The sequence below is a fragment of the Jeotgalicoccus marinus DSM 19772 genome (genome assembly GCF_000425825.1).
Lineage (GTDB): Bacteria > Bacillota > Bacilli > Staphylococcales > Salinicoccaceae > Jeotgalicoccus > Jeotgalicoccus marinus.
In genome coordinates, this window is the sequence record NZ_AUEE01000013.1 from 1 (window position 1) to 18,716 (window position 18,716).

Consider the following 18,716-nt stretch of genomic DNA (forward strand, 5'->3'; position numbering starts at 1 on the left):
GTTAAAACAAGGCCATATGAGCCAGTTTAAAACATTGATTCAAACTTCTAATCAGGTTCCATTATCTCCTGGCATGCGTCGAGTATTACGAACATTTAAGAAGTATGAATCCTATATTGAAAACACATTACATTATCCAACACTAACAAACAGCCCATTAGAAGGTATCAATAACAGTATCAAAGTATTAAAACGGATGGCTTTTGGTTATCGAAACTTTGCGCATTTCAGAGATCGAATATTATTGATGACACGTTTATATCAACCTGAACAAAAAAAGACTGTCTAACTTGCATAAAGCAAGTTAGACAGTCAGATAAATTGTTTCATCAACCTTATTTGACGTAGAGCCTAAATATTAAGAGTTTACAATCTTTTTAGTCACTTTTAAGAATGTCAAAATTTCTTCTTTAGACTGGCAATGCATGGGTGATATTCTTATCGCACCATCCATATCAAACGATTCGAGCATTCTTTTAGAATAAATACTCGATGCAACTCTGTCATATACAATGATATTTTCTCTTGAATATAAGTCCACAGCCACATTGTAATCAATACCTTCAAGACTTATACCGACTATAAAATCACGTTTGGATAAGTCTTCATAATCCAGATGTACAGTGACCCCATCTAACATTCTTAGGCCATCTACTGATTCAGTGCCATCTAACAGTATCTGCAGTAGCGCCCTTTCGTGTTGAGATATTGCCGTCATTCCTGCTTCGTACAAAGAACGTCGGTCTGACGTATTCGTAAATTTCTCTCCCAACCAACAAACATAATCGACAACCGCACTGATAGCAGCATAATGACCAGGTGTCACACTACCAAGTCCAAGTTCTTCATCACTTTTCCCGAGTAGTCTTTGATGTGGTAAATGAGTTGCACGGTCTGACACGTAAGCAAAACCTACACCACGAATACCGAAGAATTTATAAGGTGCAAAATTAATGACATCGACAACTGTCTTTTCTAAGTCAATTAAACCATGAGGCGCATGTTGAACAGCATCTATAATTATATAAATATCAGGCTTAATTTTCTTAGCTTCTTTAATGATCGTCTCTACATCTAAAATGCCGCCAGATATATTTGATGCATAGATGAAATTTAAAGAGATTGTATCTTTATCAATTAACTTTGTAATCTCCTCGACATCGACACCACCAGTGATTTTGTTTGTCGGTGCAACACGGAGTTCCTTTCCAAACTTATCTGCATAAAATTGAGCAGCATCATAAAGTGAGGGGTGCTCCAAGGCCGTCGTTACAATATTAGTCCCTTCAACATGTTCTGCTACTACACCTGTTAGATTAAATATTGCCTGTGAAGCCGTATAGTATGGTACGATAGCCCCATTTTTCGCATTGAAGATTGTTCTGATATCGTCAATCCCTTGTTTTTCAATATCCGACAAATATACAGCCGTCCTATGTTCCCTCATCGGATGGTCAGGAATTAAATCTATTTCAGCAAATCGCTCATTTGCAAGCTTTAAACGAAATGATCCTCCTGCATTATCTAAAAATATTCTAGCCTCTTTTGTTAAAGGATCAGTATCGATGTAAGCAAATTTCTCTCTAATTTCTCCCAGTAACTCTGAATCTAATAGTTTCCCTTCTGCAACATGACTCATTGTAAAAACCCCTTTTAAGTTGTTACATTTATTGTTAGGGAAATTTGAATGAATCACAAATACTAATAATCTATATTGTTATATAAAAATTTTTATACTTAATTTATCGTTGCTTCAGAAGTCTTCTCTAGTAAACTCACTACTTCAACATGCGCTGTATGTGGAAATAAGTCCACAGGTTGAACTTGTTTTAACTCATAGCCAAACTCACGGAGCCAAACAATATCATCAGAGAATGTTTCCGGGTTACACGATACATATACGACACGCTCAGTACCAAGTCGACCAATTCTTCTCATAACCTTACCACCTGCACCTGAACGTGGTGGGTCTAGCATTAATAGGTCTGGTTTACCCCATGTTTCTAATACTTCGTCCATACCTTTTCTTGCATCCTTTGCAAGGAAGTACGTGTTATTGATGCCATTATCTTCAGCATTTCTTTTAGCTGACTCTATAGAAGTTTCTACAATTTCAATACCTGCAAGTTCTTTCACTCTCTTAGCGAATGGTAGTGAGAATGTGCCCACGCCACAAAATAGATCAATCATTCTCTGATCTTCTGTTGCTTCTGCCATCTCGATTGCTAAGTCAACTAACTTTTCAGCCTGTGTTGGATTTGTTTGGAAAAAAGTATCGAACCAGATTCGATATTTATAACCATACATAACGTCATATATATAGTCTCTACCAAATAATGTATAAGTATCTTCTGATTGTGTACGGTCAGCCATATCTGTATTGACCATCCACATCATACTTTTCACGTTTGAAAATTGTGCTGATATATCAGCTACTAACTCGTCGATTTTATCTTTTAACTCACCATCAGGTGTTTCTGTCGCAAAAATAGCCAACATCATCTCTTTTGTTTCTTGAGAACGTCTGACCATCAAGTGTCTCAGTAATCCTGTATGATTCTCTTTATGGTAACCTGGTAAATTGTTCTTACGTGTCCACTCAGATACAGTCAACATTGCATTCACCATATCCTTATCTGCAATCAGACAAGTATCTAAGTCGATGACTTTTCTAAAATTACCAAGTTCATGCATTCCTAATTCACCGTTTTGGCCGAAGGTGAATTCCATCTTGTTACGGTATTCAAATGGATTTTTTTCCATACCAATAGCATCTTTAACGATGTTTTGATCAAAACCATTTCTCTCTAACTCACGCTTCACGTAATTCGTCTTCTCAATTAATTGTGAATTATACGTCCAGTGCTGCCATACACAGCCGCCACAAAGCTCGAAATGAGGACAAGGTGGTGTGATTCTATTTGGGCTTTCTTCAATAATTTCTTTCGGCATCACTGTGCCACGTTTTCTCGTCGGATTCGGTACATCAACAAGTACCTTCTCACCGGGAATCGTTTGTGGAATCGTCAATTTGATTTGACGCGGTTTATGTCCTCCGTTATCTCGATACGCTACCCCTCTACCTGAGCCCTTCCTATCAAAGTCATTGATCTTTACTTCAAATGTTTCTATATGATCATTATTTATTTTTGCCACTTCAATCGCCTCACACTTATATTCGTTCATACAATTTTACTGATAGACTAGAGGACTTGCAAGCGAAAAAAAGATGCCCACAAGGGCATCCTAATCTTCATACATAATTTTTCTATTCTTCTCTTTAAATCGCTGATTGTGTGATGACACCATCGCGTATTGGTTTGCTTCAGGATCTAAATGTGTCTTAGCGTTATTTACAGCGTTAACCGCATCTGCATATGCACCAGCAATAAGATTGACTTTCCCTTCGTAACGTATGCAGTCCCCTGCAGCGAATATTCCTGGTACATTTGTTAATCCAGTGGGTGCAGCCTTAATATAGAAATCATTTTCTAAATTTAGTCCTAAATGATTTTCTCTAAACAAGAGGTTATTTTGATCATAGCCATGGTTAACAATAATCGCATCAAAAGTTTCCGTTGTTTCTTCACCAGTAACCTTGTTCTTAATATCAACAGTTTCAAGGTTATTTTCACCGCTTACCCCAGTGACAATCGATTGAGTACGAATTTTAACACCATTCTTCTTCAAGCGACTGACCTCTGCTTCATGAGCGGTCAAATCATCACCACGGTAGATCAAGTTGATTTCTCCTGCGATTGGGGTTAAATCATTAGCCCAGTCTACTGCTGAGTAGGAGCCACCTGTAATTAACACTTTTTTACCTTTAAAGCTCATAATATCTGGTACTGCATAATGTAAACTTTTACCTTCATAACGGTCAGCATTTTCAACATCTAGTTTAACTGGCTGAATCATGCCACCGCCGCCTATGGTAATTATCACACTTTTAGAATAATGTTCTTCTCCAGATTCAGTGGCAATCGTAAAGTAATCATCAGTAACCTTTTTAATATTTGTAACAATGGTATTGAGCACTACATCCGGATCAAAAGTCAAACCTTGTGCAATAGACTTTTCAATCAGTTTACCTGCTGGTAATGGCTCCGTTCCTCCAATATCCCAAATCATTTTTTGTGGATAAAGATGTACCTTTCCGCCTAACCTTTCCTGGCCATCTATAATCTTCGTCTTCATTTCACGAAGTCCTGCGTAGAAGGCACTAAATAGTCCGGCTGGACCACCGCCAATCACTGTAACATCATATATATTGTGTGACATTCCTTACACTCCTTAATTTGTACCCAATGCTTCTTCCACATCTTCAACGATCAAGCTATTCGCAATATATCCACTATATAACCAGCTGTTTCCTTGCTCTAATTCATACACATTACCGTTTTCGACAGCAGGTATATTTTGGAACACATCATCAGCTAATGCTTTTTCACTATCCCCTTCAGCATCAGCAATGAAGAAAATATGATCGACATCTAATTCTGCAAAACTTTCAAGTGAAGCTTCAATCCAAGGTGTTTCGTTATCCGCTGATAGCTCTTCAACTAGGTCTGGTGCTGTCAAACCTAAATCATTATACAGCACTTCACCACTTGACTTGTCTTTGTTAGAAATAAAGAATGAACCGCCAGTGTACCATACAGCAATTGCAGACTCATTATTTACCTCTTCAGATAATTCAGTAGAAGCTTGATCTACAAGTTCGTTATATTCATTAATCTTTTCTTCGGCTAAATCTTCCTTACCAAATACTTCTGAAACACGTGTCAAACGGTCTCTCCAATCATCATATGAGCCACTGTCTACAACAAATGTTGGCGCAATCTTAGAATAGCTTTCGTATTTGTCACCTTCTACAGTATCTGCAGAACTGATGAGTAGTAGATCTGGCTCTTCAGCTGCTACTGATTCAAATGGTAAGTCAAACGGCATTAATGGTAATCCTTCAAGACCTTCATCTTGTAAATAATCTTGGACACTATCTTCTCCAACTGTCCATTGAGCAATTGGTGTTTCTTCTAGCGCTAGTAAATCATCTTCTAAATATGTACCAATTATTCTTTCTGGATTACTAGGGATCGTTACCTCATTACCTGCATCATCTGTAAGGACGCGCTCCTCACCCTCTTCTGATGCACCTTCCTCAGATTCATTTTGTGCAGTATCGTCACTAGTATTTGAACATCCAGCTAAAAAGATAGATACACCTAACAAAATCGAAAGTAATTTCTTCATTATTTTCCCTCTGTCCTATTATAATATTGATAATCATTATCAATTAAATTTTATGCTTATTACACTATAAAGTCAATAAAACTTTAGAGTAAGGCATGATTTATTATTAATAAAAAAGAAGAATAGCTTAAGCTATTCTTCTTTCACTGATAAAAACGCGTTCAAGCAATCCTTGAAAATCATCTTTATTAAACATGACAGGGACTGGATAGTAAGGATTCGCTTCTTTATATGCAAGTTTAGCTAAGAAACCAACTTCTTCTTTAGCTAATGCATTCAACGGCATTTCAATATTCATTTTTTCATTCAACTCACGGATTCCATGAATAAATTTTTGCGCGCTTTCTTCAATGCTATCCGATTCTTCTGAAACGCCTGCAATCAGTGCAAGTTTCGCTAGTTGACTGTTAATTTTACTACCGTACTTCTCTAATACATAAGGCATTAAATAAGCCACTGCATGACCATGTTGGATTTTATATTTTAACTCAATTGAATGACTCAAGGCATGAATATTACCGAGTCCAGCTCTTGTAAATGCCTTACCAGAGAAATAAGATGCTCTTTGCATATTTGTTCTTGCTGTTATGTTACTACCGTCCTGGTATGATTCATATAAGTTTTTGAAGATGAGTTCCACTGCTTCTTCACTTAGTATTCTCGTTTGCTTATTGGAATTTTGGCTAATATAAGCTTCAACGGCATGCACTAAAGCATCCATGCCTGTATAAGCTGTCATCTCTCTTGACAGACTTATCAGCAGTTCAGGGTCTAAGACAACTGTTTTCGGCATGAGCTTAGCGTCAGTGATCACGAATTTATTCTTACCAGTTTCATCACTGAGTACTGCACTGTTTGATGTTTCACTTCCAGTTCCTGCTGTCGTTGGTACTGCAACTAAGTAGGGTAACTTATTTTTCACTTTCATAAATCCTTTATACTCACTTAGATGTTCCATATTATTTGTGGATAAAACCCCAGCACCTTTGGCACAATCTATGGCAGAACCTCCACCAAAACCAATGATTGCTTGGCAATTCTCTCTTAAATATAAATCTCTTGCCTCCTTAGCATGTGATACTGATGGATTTTCTTCTACACCTTTATAAATATAGTAAATAATATTCGCCTCATTTAAAGACGCTAGAAGTGAATTAAGAAGTCCAGCATTTAATATTTTTTCATCTGTGACAATCAGTACTCTATCTATGTTATCATCTGCCATTTTTGGCGCTAATTTTTCAATACATCCGGCACAGTTAAGAACCGATTCAGGTTGCCAATTAAATAAAGGTGCCATACTTTTTAATAAGAATTGATATGCTCTACTATAAAACCTTAAAAACATGATTATCTTTCCTTTCAAAGCGTCTAATCACCCGCTTATTGTCACATGATACATACCTATTCCTAAATTATCGTGAAAGGAAAATGATAAATAGATTAAATTTTCATCAAATATATACCGTTGACATTTATACAGTCCAACTATATAGTTAAACTATACAGAACAACTATATAAAGGAGAACATTATATGAGACCTAAATTAGTTCCTTTATCAGAGACCATGCATCTAATATTGCTCGCACTTAGAACACCTTTACATGGTTATCGCATTATGCAGTTAGTTAGTGAAATGAGTCAGGGAGAAGTTAACATCGCAGCGGGTACGCTTTACGGCGCCTTAGAAAATTTAAAGAAACACGGTTATATAGAACTCTTATCAGAACCTGGTGAACGAAAAAAAGTATATCAAACCACTACCATCGGTGAAGAAATTTTAAAGAAAGAAAATGAAAGGTTACATCATATTATTACGCTTTATGAAAAAGGAGTTGAAGAAGATGAAAGTAAGTAAGTATTTCACAGATCCAAATAAGCAAGAAAAATGGTTGAACGAAATGAATGAACAAGGTTACAAACTTGTCAAAAATCCAATGGATTTTATTTTTGTATTTGAAAAAAGTGACAAAAATTACGTTACTCGCCTTGATTATCGAAATAGCATGAGTACAGAAAAGTATAATGAGTATGTATCAATCCATGAAGATCTGGGATGGGAACACGTCCGTGGTGGCCGCTTTGGAATGACACCCCACACATGGACGAAGGTCAAAGATGGTAACGATGAACTATTTTCAGATGTCGAATCAAAAGTAAGTTTTTATAAACGTGCTGCTTCATACACAGGCACTTTTGCTTTTATATTTCTGATTTATACTTTTATATTTTTCAATGCCTACGATGGAGAAATTTTTTTAACACCTGGCTTGTTTGATATGGAAGGCTTTGAATTTTGGCGTGCATTTTTATTTGAATTACCTTTTGCGCTTATGAGAGTAGTACCACCATTTATCTTCTTAATAATGGGTATATTTTTCTTTATGTCCTATTCAAACCTAGAGAAAGCAAAAAAAGAAGCTGAAAAAAATCTTTAAGTAAAGGAGATCGAACAGATGGAACTAAGCAATGTAACAAAAAAATACCGATCCAATTTAGTATTAAATCAGGTCAATTTTATGCTCGACTCCAATGTAACTGGACTGATTGGTAAGAATGGTGCCGGTAAAACAACTATGATGAAGATTATGTGCAACATTATTCCTAATTATTCAGGAGATGTGACTGTTGATAATCAAGCAACAGTTGGTTATTTAATTGAGGAACCAAAATATTATAAAAATCAATCTGGTCTATATAACATTAAGTATTTCACGAATATTAATGGCACTGCTTATGACAAGCAATATATTAATAGTCTCCTAGAAGATCTAGGCATGTCTGGCTATGTAAATAAAAAAATGAAGACCTACTCTATGGGTATGAAACAAAAATTAGGTCTGGTTATTGCCTTAGCTAGAAAACCAGACTATTTAATTTTGGATGAACCGACAAATGGCATGGACCCTGATGGATCCATAGAAGTTCTAAGAATCATAAGAGATTTAGCTCGGTCTCAGAATATGAAAGTTTTGATATCTAGTCATAAACTTGAAGATATAGAAGCAGTGAGTGATGATATTGTTTTTATCGACAAAGGGGTTTTAAGCAATAAGGAAAACATTGCTGAACTGTCGACTCAAAGTACCCTATCCTTGGTTTTTGACATTAAAGATATTGAACTTGCCAAACAAATTATTAAGGAAATTGATAGTCAAGCTAAAATTGATGAGACTATTATCTCAACCCGTCAGGTTAATAAACTGCAGGATATCTTAAAAGCACTTAGTGTTGACGGCGTGTATCCGGTGGATATTAATAAGCATAAGCAATCTGTTAAAGATTATTACTTTAGTCAAATGAAGGATGGTGAGAAATAATGAAGATTAGTAAAATAGTCACTTACGATTTACTTGCAGCTTTAAGAAGTTGGTTCACTTATTTCTCACTAATTCTGTGCATCTTACCTGCTGGTGCTATAGCATATTCAGTCGCAAATTTTGAAGCACCATTTGATACGACTCAATTGATTGCATTCTTTGCATTCTTCGGGTCCCTACTCGTCGTGATTAATGCGATGCTACCTTTTACTAAAGACTTAAGTCAGAATACGATTATTTTAATGATGAATCAATCAAGTAATAGAATGAAATATTTCTTGAGTAAAATAATATCCATCGGTTGTAGTGGATTACTCTTTGGACTCGCCTGTCTAGCTTCTACTTATGTACTTTCAAACTATGCTGGACTAGACTTTGACTCAGCACTATACTGGAAGATTCCAGTCACTTATGTCATTTACACATTGTTTTATGGTGCATTATTCCTATTAATTAGTATTTACTTTACTAACGTTGCAGCACTATTTATTATTGCTTTGATTTCAATCGTGCTACTCCCGAGTTTATTTAACGGCTTATTATTCTGGGATAAGATACCAGATTCAGTCGTAAAATTTTTAGAAAATAGCCTGCCACTCTACTATTTACCAGATCTTCTTAATACTCTTGAATGGCAAACTTCATTTTACTTCTCATCTATTGTTGCCATTCTATTATTCACAGTATTGGGCATGTTATTGATTAGAAGAAAAGATTATTAAAATTTTAGGGTGAAAATCTTGATATGATTTCCACCCTAATTTTGTGATTTTTTATAGTATTTTGGTTATGTTGTGTTGCCGGATGGAGATGACATGTTCTCATCTCTGTTCTAAGCATTTTGAATGGAGATGACACTTTCTCATCACTTTTCGAATCACATCGGATGGTGACAAACTGACCTCATCACCATCCCAAAAACAATAAAACCCCTATAACAAGCTAACTCTCACAGAACCCATCTCACTTTTATATTCTGCCTTATAACGAGAATCTACAATTTCAACCTTTGCCAAGTCGTTATGTACCTTACCGACATTCGCCTTCGCAACGACTTTGGTTAACTGAGGTGCTTTTTTATAGTTAACATGAACTGCACCCATCTTACTGATTGCTTTCACGTTACTTTCTACTTTTAATCCTGTCAGATTGATACTCCCGAGTTCTGAAACCAGATGATAGTAATCAGCTCTTACATCTTCTAAAATAATTTTACCCATCTCTGTTTTCATAGATAATTCATTAAACTGACTTGTTCGTGAAATAAGACGCCCCATATCAGATTTAATCTCGGCATTATCACTTTTCACATTTGTTGCTTCAACCATTCCTTCAGAACTATGAAGTCTTAGATTTTTAGCATTGATATGAGCCAAACTGATTTTGCCGTGTCTTAAATCCACATTCAACTCATCTAATGACTTAGGCCAAATGATTGTCAGCTCATCATTTCGCATCTGTTTTCTTTTTTTCATATAGTCAAAAATCGTATGCACTCTTACATTTTTCTTTCGTCCAGTATGAAGTATGTTCAACCGGCCATCTTTAATTTGATAGCTCAAATCACCTTTATGTGAATACGATATAAATTTAAATCCAAGCTTATGTCCAGCCTCAACTTTGACATCGACCGACGTCCCGCTCACCATCAGCTTTTGAATATCATACTCATTGACCACAGATGCAAAATCCGCTGTTACTGGTTGAATCTCACCTTCTGGAACCTCTAGGATCTTTTCTTCCTCCGTAGCTTCTTCATCAACAACAGCATCTTTTATATATTTCTCAGCCACTTTTTTCGGGTCATCCAATACTTTTAACAAGTCCGCTTCACTATCTCCTAAATCTTTAGCTCGTTCGATTTGTAATTTGAAACGATCGATGATTTCATCCCTTTGTTCTTCTGGTAAAACTCCGAGTTCATCTTCCAATTCTTTTATAAAATTATCTAGCGTCATAAAATTCTCCTGATTCTACCCTACTTATTTTTCGATTTCGTTATGCATATTTTGCATTTTATCTTCCACATCTGAAATTTGTCTGGCACATTCTAATAGTGTTTCTTGATACGCTTTAGTATCCTTTTTAGTATTTTTATAGCGCATCTTATGTTCAAGGCTTTCCCACATATCCATGCCAATCGTTCTAATTTGAATCTCCACAGGTGTATGCTCAATTCTTTCCGATAAAAACACAGGGACTGATACAACGATATGAAGACTACGATAACCATTGTCTTTGGGATGCTCTATATAGTCTTTTCTCTTTAATAATTTAACATCTTCTTGTTTTAAAAATAGAGATTCTAGCACATAGATATCTTCAATCTAATTACAAATTACACTCATACCAGCAATGTCTAAAATGTTTTTGTTAGCACTTGCAACGTCAATATCTAGAACTTTTCGCTCTAGCTTACTCAATAAACTCTGAGTGCCCTTCACTCTGCTCTCCATGTGATGAATGGGATTATGCTTATGAATGACTTGAAACTCATCATCTAAAATTTTTAATTTCGTTGTGACTTCTTCTAAAGCAGAAGAATATATATGATTGAGTTCCACAAAATCTATAAGTTGATCAAAATATTCTAGAGAATTGAAGTGTTCTCTTTCCTTAATTCTATTCGCCATTGATTCTTTCAAATCTAAAATATCTATAGATGGTTTACGGTCAACGTACATTTCATACACTCCTAGAAATACTTCTTTCTCCTATTATAAATGTATTTTTAATAATATACCAAAATTCATATATTTCTATTATTCTGAAAAAGCGTTATGATAAAACTAATAAGAAAAGGGGATGGTATGATGACATTGAAATTAGCTGATATCAAAGAAGCTCGTGAACGTATTGCACCATATACTGTAGAGACACCACTTTTAAGATTACATAACTTAGAAGAATACTTAGGTTGTGAAGTGTACGTTAAGTTAGAAAATATGCAATTGACTAAGGCTTTTAAACTTCGTGGAGTGATGAACACCCTACTCCAACTTTCTGACGAACAGTTAAGTAAAGGCATTATTGCATCATCTTCAGGCAACCATGGTCAAGCCATTGCCTATGGAGCAAAGATGCTCGGTATTAAAGCAGTCGTCGCTGTTCAAGATACAGCTCCAGCATTCAAGAAAGAAAAGATTTTAGAACACGGGGCAGAAATTATACCAACGACTGTTGAAGAACGTTTTAAGTTAACTGAAGACCTTGCTAAAGAACATGGTTACGAATTAATTCACCCATTTAATGATTATAGAGTTATGGCAGGACAAGGCACAATTGGATTAGAGATTTTAGAGCAACTACCAGATGTCGATCAAATTTTTGTACCCGCTTCAGGTGGTGGGATCTTATCCGGTATCGCAACTGCGATTAAAGAATCAGGTAGCAGTGCTAAAGTTCATGGTGTTGAGCCATTTAATTTACCGAAATATAATGAAAGTCTTAAGAACAGGAAAATTACACAAGTTGAAAATAAAGGGACAATCGCTGATGGCTTAGTGACTGTAGTGCCAGGTGAAAAGACCTTCCCAATCGTTGAAAAATATGTAGATAGCTTCCATACAGCAACTGAAGAAGCAATGAAAATGGGACAAAAGTTATTGTTAATGGAAGGAAAAATCTTAGCTGAAATCTCCTCATCCGCGAGTGTCGGTGCAGTACTTAATAAAGAAATAGAGGTTAATCCTAAAGACAAAGTATGCTTTGTTATTACTGGTGGCAACCTTGGTTTTGAACAACTAGACTACATTAAAGATGTAGATTATAAGTAATATATATAAAAGCGACGTGAAATTAGATTTTCACGTCGCTTTATCTATTCAACTACATCATAGATGTAAACCATACACCAAGTGAGGTACCTATATAGTTACCTATAATGTATCCTAGTGTACCGATGATGAGTATCGGTCCAACTAATTTTGTCCAACCTCTCGAAATCGCCATTGCTGCAGCGGTTGTTGGTCCACCGATATTTGCATTACTCGAAAGTATGATTTCCTCTAAATTAAATTTAAATAATCGACCGAAGCCAAATGAGATAATCATATTAATCAACACAATAACAGCTGCAAACACTAAGATTATTGGTGCATTTTGGATAATTAATGGAACCGATGCAGGTACACCAATGACTACAAAGAATATATAGATGAAAAACGTCCCAAATTCTTGTGATCCCGCAATGTTTTCAAAGTATTTAGGGAAGCTCGCTACAAGTACTAGTGTTAACGTTGTAAGCATTAAGTAGTTATCACCGATAATACCTCTTAAGACAGATAATAAAATATTGCTATCTTCCGGAATTACACTGGCAAAAAATTCAGCAATAGAGAATGACACTGCTACAATGATAAAGGCTGTTCCAATCGCTAAAGCTATATCTTGTAATGAAATATCCTTAGATTTCCAATATGAGGCAGCATGATTATCGCTTTTTCCATTAGACTCATTTTCATCCATGTGTGGTGTGCCGAATTTGTTTTTAAAGAATGATACTGTCGGTATCAATATAAGAACAAAGAAATAAACTGCCATTAGTAGATTATCCGCAACGACTGTAGAAGATACTAGGTCTTGTGGCACGTCAAATCGTGTCGCCATTGCCGCAAAGTTAACCCCACCACCTGAGTAGGAACCACTTAACATGGCACCGATATAGTTCGCTTGTGGTACAAACTCTCTTAACAACAAGAAGGCAACAATTGCACCTGCTACTGTTCCGACTGTACTAATTAAAAAGATAATTAACAGGCGTTTACTCTCTTGCCAAACCTTAATAACGTTCGACTGGAATAGTAAAAGTGGTATTGCGAGTGGCACCACGTATGTCCATACTGCATCATAAACTGGTGATTCGAGCGGAATAACGCCAGTATTACTTAGAAGCATGGCCCCCACTAAAGCGATTATTGCTCCAGATAATTTTGATGCCCAACTGTATTTTTGCTCGAGAACAATAGCGACAGCCGCCCAACCAATTAATATCGCCCAGAGCACCCAATAATTATCTGGACTAATGAAACTTGTTGTCTCTCCCATGGTAATTCCCCCTAGTTTTTACTTACCATTATTATACTCGATTTAAAGCCTCACCTATATATCAATTTCCATTAAAATTGGAGTATGATCCTGTCTTGGTCCTGAGTCAATCATCTCAGACTTACGAACCTGTCCAGCTAAACGATTTGAAACTAACCAATAGTCAATTCTCCATCCTGAGTTATTAATCTTACTTGTTTTCGCTCTTTGTGCCCACCAAGTATACGTGCCTTCAACGTCCCCATTAATGTGACGGAATGTGTCAGTAAATCCTTTGTTTAAAAGGTTTGTAAATCCTTCTCGTTCTTCATCAGTAAAACCTGGAGAACGACGGTTATTTTTTGGATTTGCTAGGTCTATTTCTTTGTGTGCAACGTTGTAGTCTCCCGTGGCTAAAACTGGTTTTTTCTCATCGAGATCAGCTAGGTAATTTGAATATTGAATGTCCCATAGTTGACGGTCTGCTAACCTTCTAAGACCATCCCCAGCATTTGGTGTATACACTTGAGTTAAATAAAAGTCTTCAAACTCTAAAGTAATCATTCGTCCTTCTGCATCCATTGTCGTAGGTGCACCGATTGATGGATAATGCACTTCAGGTTCTAGGTGATTTTTGTATAAGAACATTGTTCCAGCATAACTTTTACGTGCGGGTTCTTCTGAACTACGCCACACTATGTTATATGAAGGAAAGGCTGTTTCTAAAGCCTCTACATGTTTTTTGGTTGGACCTTTCGCTGATAATTTAGTTTCTTGAATCGCAATAACATCAGCGTCGTGTGCCTGAATGGATTTGATTACTTCTCTTGATAATAATGCTCTAGCAGAATCACTTGTTAGTGCTGCGTTTAGTGAATCTATGTTCCATGAAATAAACTTCAAAATGCTTCCTCCTGAATAAAATGAATTTATATTTGCTTATTGTTTATCTTATCCAAAATAAATCATCATTTCCATTGCTCGAATTAAGATTGGAATAACTTATTAATGACATCTTCAACTTGAGTAACCAGGTCTATTACCATTTGATTCGCAGAGTTCTCTTTAGAGCTTCTTAAATTTTGTCCACACCATAACGACATGTATTCAGGGCGATTTAATTTTGCTGCTTTAGCTCGAATCGGCTGTGTTAAACTATTTTGTACTGGATATGAAGGGACTTTCCCTTCATACTGACGCATTTCTTTTATAAAATCATTCAGTAAACCTCTTGCTGGCTTACCACTGAAAGTCGTGGTCACTACAGTATCAGTTTCTTGTGCATTTAAGATCGCAAGTTTTGCAACTTGTGGTGATCCGCTCTCCTCACTCGTTAAAAAGGCTGTACCTAATTGTACACCTTCTGCACCGAGGCCAAGAGACGCAATGATTCCACGTCCATCAGAAATGCCACCAGCTGCAATGACGGGTATGCCAACATGATCTACAACTTGTGGTACCAAAGCCATGGTCCCAATCATAGGCACCGCTTCTTTATTTAAGAAACTCCCTCTATGTCCGCCAGCTTCGCTACCTTGAGCAACAATTGCATCCATACCAGCTGATTCATTGGCAATTGCTTCATCTACAGTAGTTGCGGTACCTATAATAATAATGTCCTCTGCTTTTAATTTCTTAATGATATCTTCATCAGGTATACCAAAAGTAAAACTGCAAATTGGAACGTTCTCTTCAATAATCACTTTAACTTGTTGTTTAAAATTCTCATTAGTAATATTTACAACTGAAGGTGTTTCATTGATGTTCAATTCATCTCTAAATCTACTTAACCACTCATTTGCCTGAGCAATTTCATTTTGATCTACTTGAACAACTTCAGGCGTAAACAGATTCACTGAAAAAGGTTGGTCCGTTAATGTTTTAACTTCTTGAATTGTCTTTTTTAATTGATCAGCACTCATATAACCTGCACCGATACTGCCTAACCCTCCAGCATTGGATACTGCAGCAACTAAATCAGGCGTCGTAATTCCACCTGCCATACCTGCTTGAATAATTGGATATTTAACTTTCAGCAACCTAATCAAATCATTGTCATACCACATAAAATCACTCCCAAATTTATGAGTTCTAATAAACAATTAAAAAAATTACAGTAAGATAGTGTAATGCACCCTTAGAGTTCAACTTTAAGGGTGCACATCATAGAGTTTGTTTTCCTCAAAATTTTATTTTCTACATATTGTAACTAACTATAAATTGCACTAGTTATTAATATAAGTATGTTTATGAATTTGCTAAAAAAGTAAACTGAGATAACATAACTACTATGCGTTAATCTTCACAAAGTAGTCATCTCCTTTTTTTCATCTTTAAACTATTTTTCACTGAAATTAAAGAGACATCTTTTGCATGAATTTTTTTATTGAAACTTGACAGGATTATGTTTTCTGATTCAGGAGTCCAATATATTTTTAAGCTTTCCCTTGCTCGTGTAATCGCTGTATAAAAAATGTTATGAGTGATTTGTTCACCAATTTCATCAGTTATTACAATTTTTACCGATCGATACTCTAGACCCTGGGCTTTATGTATCGAAATTGCATAAGCTACTTGAAATGGAACTATATCAGTAGCATTCTCGTCATCATCTTCATCAGTACTTCTATATTTATTTACAGTAAAACGTATAGTTGAGTTAGTTTCATCAGGTTCATTTACAAGTTCAAAATCATAGCCATATGCTTGCATTTCATTAATCGGACGATCTAACAATATGTCAAATTCAATTTCTGTTTCAAATACCTTAATATCTACAATTTTACCTTTTGAGTTATTAAATATTAAAGGATGAAATCTGTTGGATTCATTAAAAAGTATAGGATCTCCTACTTTGTAAGACTGCATTCCCCATTTAAATTCGGGATTGTGGTTACTACCCTGTAGAAACTTATTAATATTATTTATTCCATATAGTCCATCATAATTCAAACAAAGAACAATTTCGTCATCTGTAGTACGTTGAAAAATTGATTCATCTAAGTTAGAGGAATAATTATTTCGGGTAAGATATTCTAGTATGTCATCATCAAGTTTTCTAACCTTCCTCCATACATCAAGTAAATTTTCACTTTTACTTCTATAAGGGTTTTCTAATTCGAAAACAGATGTTTCAGGAACAAAAGAACGTATAATATCGAACCAATTTCCAAATGTTATTGATTCTATCTGATATATATCACCTACTAATACTAATAGCTTAAAAGTTGATTTATTTATAACCTCATACATTTGATCATTACTGACGGTACTACACTCATCAATAAACAGAACATCGCAATCTGTATCATTATGAGAATGTGTTAAATATTTCGCTATGGTATAATATGAACAATTTGATGAGTGTACTTTTTGTTTTAAATTATCTACTGCTGGGTTTGTATTCGATAAATATATTTTCTTTTTTTCATTAAAAAAATTAGAAATATGGTCAATTAATGTAGTTTTTCCAGTCCCAGCAGCCCCATATATTAATGCTACTTTAGACTTGTCAAAAATACTTCTCAATGCCTTTTTCTTTTCTTCACAATCTATTGAATAAGTTGTACTTTCTAGCCAGTAATCTACCGATGATTCGTATCCTCCGATACCTTCCATAGTAAGTTCTTTTAATGTTTCAATAATTCTTACTGTATTCTCTTCATATCCTTTTATATATAAATTCCCTTTATACTCGTATATTTTTCGATTTTCATGTTTATTATATAGTCTGTCATTATACCTTTTTATTAAGTTATCAACATTAACGAAGTTCACTATATCTTTTTTATTAGTAAATAATTGACCTTCTATCTCGGTATTATTTTTAATCATTCTAGCAAACAACTCATGTTCTCTATCATGAATATCAATACAATCAATCAAATCTACTAATCTAGGGTTATGTCTCTTGAGTGAAGAATTAAATGGCATCTGATCAAATGGTATACAACCGTAATTCACTTTTAAATCCGACAAAATATGACATTCTTTATCACTTAGTTGATTTTTTATAATTTTATTATTCATCTTATACAGTAAGTATTTTAAAGTATTAGCTCCTGGAAAATCGTTAATTATTATTTTCCTACAATTGTCTAGCAGATCGAAAATGATTGGTTTCTTTGAATTAGAATTTACCATTTTCCTTATTTGTATATAATAACTTTCTGGCATACAGACAAATTGAGTAAGATTCATACCAGTTTCAAATATAAATAACATCAATTCCTTATAATCTACATGACCAGTTGAAATTTCTGTTGTCATATCAAATATACGAGCAAGATTGTTTAATTCACATGGTCGTATAGATATTTCATAGTTTTCAATAATTCTAATCGGCATTTTTTTCCAAAAGACATCTATAAAATCATTACGAATCCAAAATTTCACTGCATAATTGGACATTATATCAATATCAGTAAAAGCTATAATTCTATCAAATTTACTCACAGAATCATTTGCTGTTGTGAAAGTTACCTCATAGTAAACTTTTTGATTCACAAAAAATGGCTTTATTTTACGTATGTAATATCTATCATTATATGAATCATCATAACCATTCATAGATGAAAATTTAATTTTTTTTGCAATTTTTTCGTAATATTCATTTAAGTGTGGGTCAAGTTTTAATGGAAATTCTTCAATATTCGATAGAATACTGATATCATATTTCCTTTCTAATAACTCTCTTATTTTTAACATAAATTCATAATATTTGAGCATCAATCGTTCTGAATTTCCTTCATCAAAAGTATAGTGAGATGTTGTCATTTGAAGGAATCTATGAAATTTGTGTAGAAAATTTAATTCGCTAACTGTTTTTACATACTCATTTGCTTCTTGCATGTTTTCATATGTAATTTCCAAGTCATTCCCTCTACTAAATGCTTTTAAAGAGGTGTGTTCTACTAAATTACGTAAATCAGACAATATGTTTTGAGATAAAAAACCACGATCAATTGTTTTGAATTGTCCAATATTTTTACAAATCTTTTTATCAATAATCCCTATAGCTTTATCAATTCTCAATTTATTTTTCACCTCATGTTAAGTTTCAATTTACTTTAATTATTAGCCCAATGATTCAACAAATTATATTCTGATTGTTAGTA

General features: G+C 34.8%; 16 protein-coding genes and 1 pseudogene. 6 read left to right on the top strand and 11 right to left on the bottom strand.

Features of this window, described 5'->3' with window-relative positions:
- Positions 1 to 289: transposase (locus tag H624_RS11900; RefSeq protein WP_035856656.1), on the top strand; the 289-nt coding region annotated here is incomplete at its 5' end.
- Between the two features lie 69 nt (positions 290 to 358).
- Here the strand turns inward: H624_RS11900 and H624_RS0107990 are convergent.
- From H624_RS0107990 to H624_RS0108010, 5 genes are all read right to left on the bottom strand, one after another.
- Positions 359 to 1,639 (bottom strand): aminotransferase class V-fold PLP-dependent enzyme, encoded by a 1,281-nt coding sequence (locus tag H624_RS0107990; protein ID WP_026867116.1) that lies wholly within the window; start codon positions 1,637 to 1,639, stop codon positions 359 to 361.
- Between the two features lie 98 nt (positions 1,640 to 1,737).
- Complete coding sequence (gene rlmD / locus H624_RS0107995) at positions 1,738 to 3,147, bottom strand: 23S rRNA (uracil(1939)-C(5))-methyltransferase RlmD (protein ID WP_245570582.1); 1,410 nt, start codon at positions 3,145 to 3,147, stop codon at positions 1,738 to 1,740.
- Positions 3,148 to 3,246: 99 nt separating this feature from the next.
- On the bottom strand, positions 3,247 to 4,281 hold the full coding sequence (locus H624_RS0108000) for an NAD(P)/FAD-dependent oxidoreductase (protein WP_026867118.1): 1,035 nt from the start codon (positions 4,279 to 4,281) through the stop codon (positions 3,247 to 3,249).
- A gap of 12 nt (positions 4,282 to 4,293) precedes the next feature.
- On the bottom strand, positions 4,294 to 5,253 hold the full coding sequence (locus H624_RS0108005) for an ABC transporter substrate-binding protein (protein ID WP_035856681.1): 960 nt from the start codon (positions 5,251 to 5,253) through the stop codon (positions 4,294 to 4,296).
- A gap of 127 nt (positions 5,254 to 5,380) precedes the next feature.
- Positions 5,381 to 6,601, bottom strand: a complete 1,221-nt coding sequence (locus H624_RS0108010) for an iron-containing alcohol dehydrogenase (RefSeq protein ID WP_035856687.1) — start codon at positions 6,599 to 6,601, stop codon at positions 5,381 to 5,383.
- 187 nt (positions 6,602 to 6,788) lie between these two features.
- Between H624_RS0108010 and H624_RS0108015 the strand changes: the two genes are divergently transcribed.
- The 4 genes from H624_RS0108015 to H624_RS0108030 are packed head-to-tail and all read left to right on the top strand — an operon-like array spanning position 6,789 to position 9,296.
- On the top strand, positions 6,789 to 7,112 hold the full coding sequence (locus tag H624_RS0108015) for a PadR family transcriptional regulator (protein ID WP_026867121.1): 324 nt from the start codon (positions 6,789 to 6,791) through the stop codon (positions 7,110 to 7,112).
- A complete protein-coding gene (locus H624_RS0108020) occupies positions 7,099 to 7,692 on the top strand; it encodes a DUF2812 domain-containing protein (protein WP_026867122.1) in 594 nt (197 codons plus the stop codon). The genes H624_RS0108015 and H624_RS0108020 overlap by 14 nt, the downstream gene beginning before the upstream one ends.
- An 18-nt stretch (positions 7,693 to 7,710) precedes the next feature.
- Positions 7,711 to 8,574: an ABC transporter ATP-binding protein gene (locus H624_RS0108025; RefSeq protein WP_026867123.1), complete on the top strand. Its 864-nt coding sequence runs from the start codon at positions 7,711 to 7,713 to the stop codon at positions 8,572 to 8,574.
- Positions 8,574 to 9,296, top strand: coding sequence for an ABC transporter permease (locus tag H624_RS0108030; protein WP_026867124.1), 723 nt, complete (start codon positions 8,574 to 8,576; stop codon positions 9,294 to 9,296). Before H624_RS0108025 ends, H624_RS0108030 begins: the two co-directional genes overlap by 1 nt.
- A 210-nt stretch (positions 9,297 to 9,506) precedes the next feature.
- Here the strand turns inward: H624_RS0108030 and H624_RS0108035 are convergent, their stop codons facing one another.
- Both H624_RS0108035 and H624_RS11905 read right to left on the bottom strand, forming a co-directional pair.
- A complete protein-coding gene (locus H624_RS0108035; RefSeq protein WP_026867125.1) occupies positions 9,507 to 10,532 on the bottom strand; it encodes a DUF4097 family beta strand repeat-containing protein in 1,026 nt (341 codons plus the stop codon).
- A gap of 24 nt (positions 10,533 to 10,556) precedes the next feature.
- A pseudogene (locus H624_RS11905) lies at positions 10,557 to 11,258 on the bottom strand (GTP pyrophosphokinase).
- 129 nt (positions 11,259 to 11,387) lie between these two features.
- Here H624_RS11905 and H624_RS0108045 point away from each other — a divergent pair.
- Entirely contained in the window at positions 11,388 to 12,350 is a 963-nt protein-coding gene (locus tag H624_RS0108045; protein WP_051220544.1) for a threonine ammonia-lyase, read from the top strand.
- A gap of 52 nt (positions 12,351 to 12,402) precedes the next feature.
- On the opposite strand, the gene H624_RS0108050 is transcribed toward H624_RS0108045, so the two are convergent.
- From H624_RS0108050 to H624_RS0108065, 4 genes are all read right to left on the bottom strand, one after another.
- Positions 12,403 to 13,620, bottom strand: coding sequence for a DUF819 family protein (locus tag H624_RS0108050; RefSeq protein ID WP_026867127.1), 1,218 nt, complete (start codon positions 13,618 to 13,620; stop codon positions 12,403 to 12,405).
- 54 nt (positions 13,621 to 13,674) lie between these two features.
- On the bottom strand, positions 13,675 to 14,502 hold the full coding sequence (locus tag H624_RS0108055; protein ID WP_026867128.1) for an exodeoxyribonuclease III: 828 nt from the start codon (positions 14,500 to 14,502) through the stop codon (positions 13,675 to 13,677).
- A gap of 83 nt (positions 14,503 to 14,585) precedes the next feature.
- Positions 14,586 to 15,665 (bottom strand): NAD(P)H-dependent flavin oxidoreductase, encoded by a 1,080-nt coding sequence (locus tag H624_RS0108060; RefSeq protein ID WP_026867129.1) that lies wholly within the window; start codon positions 15,663 to 15,665, stop codon positions 14,586 to 14,588.
- 247 nt (positions 15,666 to 15,912) lie between these two features.
- Complete coding sequence (locus H624_RS0108065) at positions 15,913 to 18,633, bottom strand: ATP-dependent DNA helicase (protein WP_026867130.1); 2,721 nt, start codon at positions 18,631 to 18,633, stop codon at positions 15,913 to 15,915.
- Positions 18,634 to 18,716 lie beyond the last annotated feature (83 nt).